General features: G+C 43.3%; 4 protein-coding genes. 2 read left to right on the top strand and 2 right to left on the bottom strand.

Annotated features, from left to right (window positions below; all coding sequences use genetic code 11):
* Positions 1-741: amidase (locus QXE01_11955; GenBank protein MEM4971952.1), on the bottom strand; the 741-nt coding region annotated here is incomplete at its 3' end.
* A complete protein-coding gene (gene gatC, locus QXE01_11950; GenBank protein MEM4971951.1) occupies positions 725-1,027 on the bottom strand; it encodes an Asp-tRNA(Asn)/Glu-tRNA(Gln) amidotransferase subunit GatC in 303 nt (100 codons plus the stop codon). The genes QXE01_11955 and gatC, both read right to left, overlap by 17 nt.
* 417 nt (positions 1,028-1,444) lie before the next feature.
* On the opposite strand from gatC, the gene QXE01_11945 reads away from it, so the two are divergent.
* Both QXE01_11945 and QXE01_11940 read left to right on the top strand, forming a co-directional pair.
* Entirely contained in the window at positions 1,445-3,232 is a 1,788-nt protein-coding gene (locus tag QXE01_11945) for an iron ABC transporter permease (protein ID MEM4971950.1), read from the top strand.
* A 35-nt stretch (positions 3,233-3,267) separates the two neighbouring features.
* Positions 3,268-3,923 (top strand): homoserine kinase (locus QXE01_11940; protein MEM4971949.1); only part of this gene is annotated, 656 nt, incomplete at its 3' end.

Raw genomic sequence — 3,923 nt, 5'->3', positions numbered from 1 at the left:
TGCCTTCTTATAAAGCCCGGAGATATTTAGATCTAGTGATGTGGGATCCATAGGATCCTCACCAACTATTTGTTCGAGAAGCAACGCTGCATCTATAGAATCCCTTGTGATTAATCCAATCTGGTCGAGCGAGCTGGCATAGGCTATAAGCCCATATCTGCTTAGAACTCCATAGGTAGGTTTATAGCCAAATGTAGCTGTATATGCTGCTGGGTTTCTAACAGATCCTCCAGTATCGCTTCCAAGGGCTGCTGGTGATAGATATGCAGATACAGCTACAGCGCTTCCTCCAGAACTTCCCCCCGGTACTCTTGATATATCCCAGGGATTTCTCGAGGGCCCGAAAAAACTTGTCTCGGTGGTTGATCCCATGGCGAACTCATCCATATTGGTCTTACCAATAACTACGGAGCCTGCATTCTTCAACCTGCTAATAACAGTTGCATCATATGGGGGTATATAGTCCTTTAACATGGCGGATCCGCATGTAGTTCTCAGCCCAGCTGTTGATATGTTATCCTTAACAGCTATGGGGATCCCTGCAAGCGTTTTCCTCCATCTATTAGCTTCTAGAGCTTCCTTGATAACCTCTTCAAAAGGTCTTATGGTTATGAAGCCCTTGAGAATCTTCTCATATCTCTCTATCCTCTCATAAAGCCTATATATATAGTCCGTTAGAAGCTCTGGAGAATCCCTTATATATTCTATAACTTCATGCACAGGTTTATTGATGAGGCTCATGCTCCTCACCAATAATGGTTCTAGGCCCGATCACATATCCATCTACAACTCTATATGCGCTCTCCTCAACCCAATCTCTATTAATACCGGGTCTAACAATATCTTCCCTAACGGTTGAGCCTTTTTCAACGACGTGGAAGAGGGGATCTATATTCTCTAACTCCACCTCATCGAGCTGTTTAAAGAAATCAAGGATTTTAGCTATATCCCTGGCCAGAGCATCCTTCTCATCCCTGCTTAGCCTCAGCATTGCCAACCTCTCAAGTCTCTCGATAGTTATATCCAATATAATCTCCATAGATATTTAACTATTCCGGTGATAAAGCCATGCAATATATATCTCCTGAATGAGCTAATACACTTTGACTTCGAAGAATATGGTTTCCTATTTAACTATTAAATATCTTTGATCACTTCTGGTTATTAAGAGCTATTGTTCTTAGAGATTGGGATAATAGGTTTGGTAGATAAGCACTTAGATATAGATGAATGAGGGATATATGTGGGAATATGCTGTAGGAGACATGCTTAGCTATGATCTAGAAAATGGTGCTCCTCAATATAACCCCCATCAGGGGAATAAAACAAGGGGAAATGATTAATAGATACTGCGAAAGGAAATGCTCATGATTATAAGATATTTCTCCAGCCCGGCTATAAAAGGTTGTTATAAGGGATTTATCTAACATGATCTGGGGGAGCTTTGTTTAAAAGGGAACCCTTTCTGGTTTTTCAGCTAGTAGGTACATATATATTTTATACTGCTTTCCTCATAGTTCCTATAGCATATGTTCTCTCGGCCGCGTCTAATGCTGATATATCGAGTCTCACGGTAAATCCTAAGTACTTTTCTCCCCATATCGCTCAGGAGCCTATAGCACAATATACCAGGCCAGATGGCCGTGTTATCTATATAATTAGAGGGTTCAATTATGGTTTGATCATAAACTCTATCTTAATAGCTTTGATTGTAACATTTATATCCATAGCTCTAGGACTATTATTCGCCTTGATCGTTTCTAGATATGTGTTTCCCATGAAGAATCTCCTAAGACTGTTGCTCTATATACCAATGCTCCCAGCACCTTTTATAAATGCTTTTGTTGCTTTTAAGCTCTTCGACCCTATATATGGGTTTATACCTTGGCTTATGACTGATCTTCTCAAACTCCCATTTGGAATTGGTTTCCAGGAGATGGCAGGTGTTGTGTTGGCTCAGGTAATGGCTTTCTATCCGATAGCATATCTAAATATAAGTGCATCGATGCTCTCGCAAGATCCTTCAGCTGAGGAGCAGGCCGAAAACCTAGGTGGTAGAGGCTTTACGCTATTTAGAACAGTTACCTTACCTCTTTCAACACCGGGCATTATGGCTGCGGCTTCAACAATATTTATATTCAGCCTAGAGGATCTCGGTGGACCCATAGCATTTAAATTCAGGCATACAATATCCTATGAGATCTACTCAACATTTAGACAGGCCACTACTGGTAGTATAAGCCCTATAACGGCTCTCCTCGCCTTTATTCTTCTAATAATTGCGATCTCGGTTTTCATAGTGACTAGAGAGCTTGCAGGTAGAAAGCAGTATGCATTGCCATCAAAGGGTGGGAGAGCCTATACCTCTTTCAGAAAGCCGGGGGCTATAGGCTATCTTCTAATCTATCTAGTAGCATTCCCACTAGCTATATTCACATCTCTCCCACAGATAGGGGTTGTTATATTCGCTCTGGCCGGGCCTACATGGCTTAGAAGTCCTGTGCCTCTTGAGATAAGCCCCCGCTTCCTTTTAGAAGCATTCGCGGATCCTATTGCTGTGAGGGCTCTTTACAACTCACTAGTATATTCCACCGCAGCACTAGCAATAATGGTTCTTCTAGCTATATCTATAGCATATATATCCCAGAGGTTTAGAGGCCCTGCAACCGTTGCTATAGATGCTATCTCTATGAGCGCCCTCACAATCCCAGGCCTCGTAATAGCCCTTGGATATCTATATTACTTCATAGATCTATCATCGATGCTGGGCTTCAACTATCTAGATAGCGTTCAAGCCCTCGCCATATCGATTATAATAGCATATAGCGTTAGAAAGGCTCCATTTGTTATAAGAGCAGCATATGCTGGAATACAACAGATACATGCAAGCCTTGAAGAGGCAGCAGCGAACCTGGGATCCAAGAGGATCGGGATTATATTTAGGATCACATTACCCCTATCAAAGTTAAGCATAGCCAGCGGATCTCTTATGGGTTGGGTGTATGCATTTAGCGAGGTAAGCGTCTCGGTGACCCTCGGAGGTATTGCTGCAGTTGGTGTAAACCACGCAGCCCCAATGACCTTCATCATGAGCGATTATATAGCAAATAAGGTTCAAGCGATCGCTGTTGTTGCATCGCTGGGAGTTATATTGATTCTGACAGAGCTCATAGCAATAGCTATTGTAAATCACATAACTAGACAGAGGTTCGCCGCTGTAAGCATAGCATAAAAGCCCTTAACCAAGACTTACACCTAGAGATAGCTATGAAAAGGGTGGCTGTTAGAGCATATATGTCATCCGCTAACCTAGGCCCTGGATTCGATATATTAGCTGTAGCTCTCAACGCTTTTTATGACACAGTAGAGATCAAGCTTGTTGGGGAGGGATTTGCAAGAATAGATCTTAGTGTGAGGGGTAAGTACATCGAGAAGATCCCAAGCGGTGAGGGAAACGTAGTTATAGGGCCGATCATGAAGGCTTTGGAGGAGACGGGTGAGAAGCTCCAGCTCGAGGTAACCTTGGAGAAGGGGGTGCCACCAGGGAAAGGTCTTGGGAGCAGCGGTGCTTCTTCTGCAGCGGCTGCAAAAGCTATAAACGAGCTTCTAGGGGGCGTCTTCAGCGAGGATGAACTAATATATATAGCTGGTGAGGGCGAGAGAATAGCGTCTGGAGAACCCCACTACGATAATGTATCGGCAAGCCTCTTAGGGGGCTTCGTAATGGTTAGCCCTGGCGAGAAGATCTCAGCCAGGAGGTTAGGAAGTGGAGCGGGTTTCGAATTCCTACTGGTTATCCCAGAGATCATGATGCCTGAGAAGAAGACAGGTATAGCTAGATCTGTGCTTCCTAAGCAGATATCGCTGAGAGATTATGTGAGGAACTCATCAAACCTAGCAAAACTCATATACGGCATAGTCTT

The sequence above is a fragment of the Sulfolobales archaeon genome (assembly GCA_038897115.1).
Taxonomy (GTDB): domain Archaea; phylum Thermoproteota; class Thermoprotei_A; order Sulfolobales; family AG1; genus AG1.
Note: the sequence above shows the minus strand (reverse complement) of the source record. Positions and strands in the feature narration are given on the sequence as shown.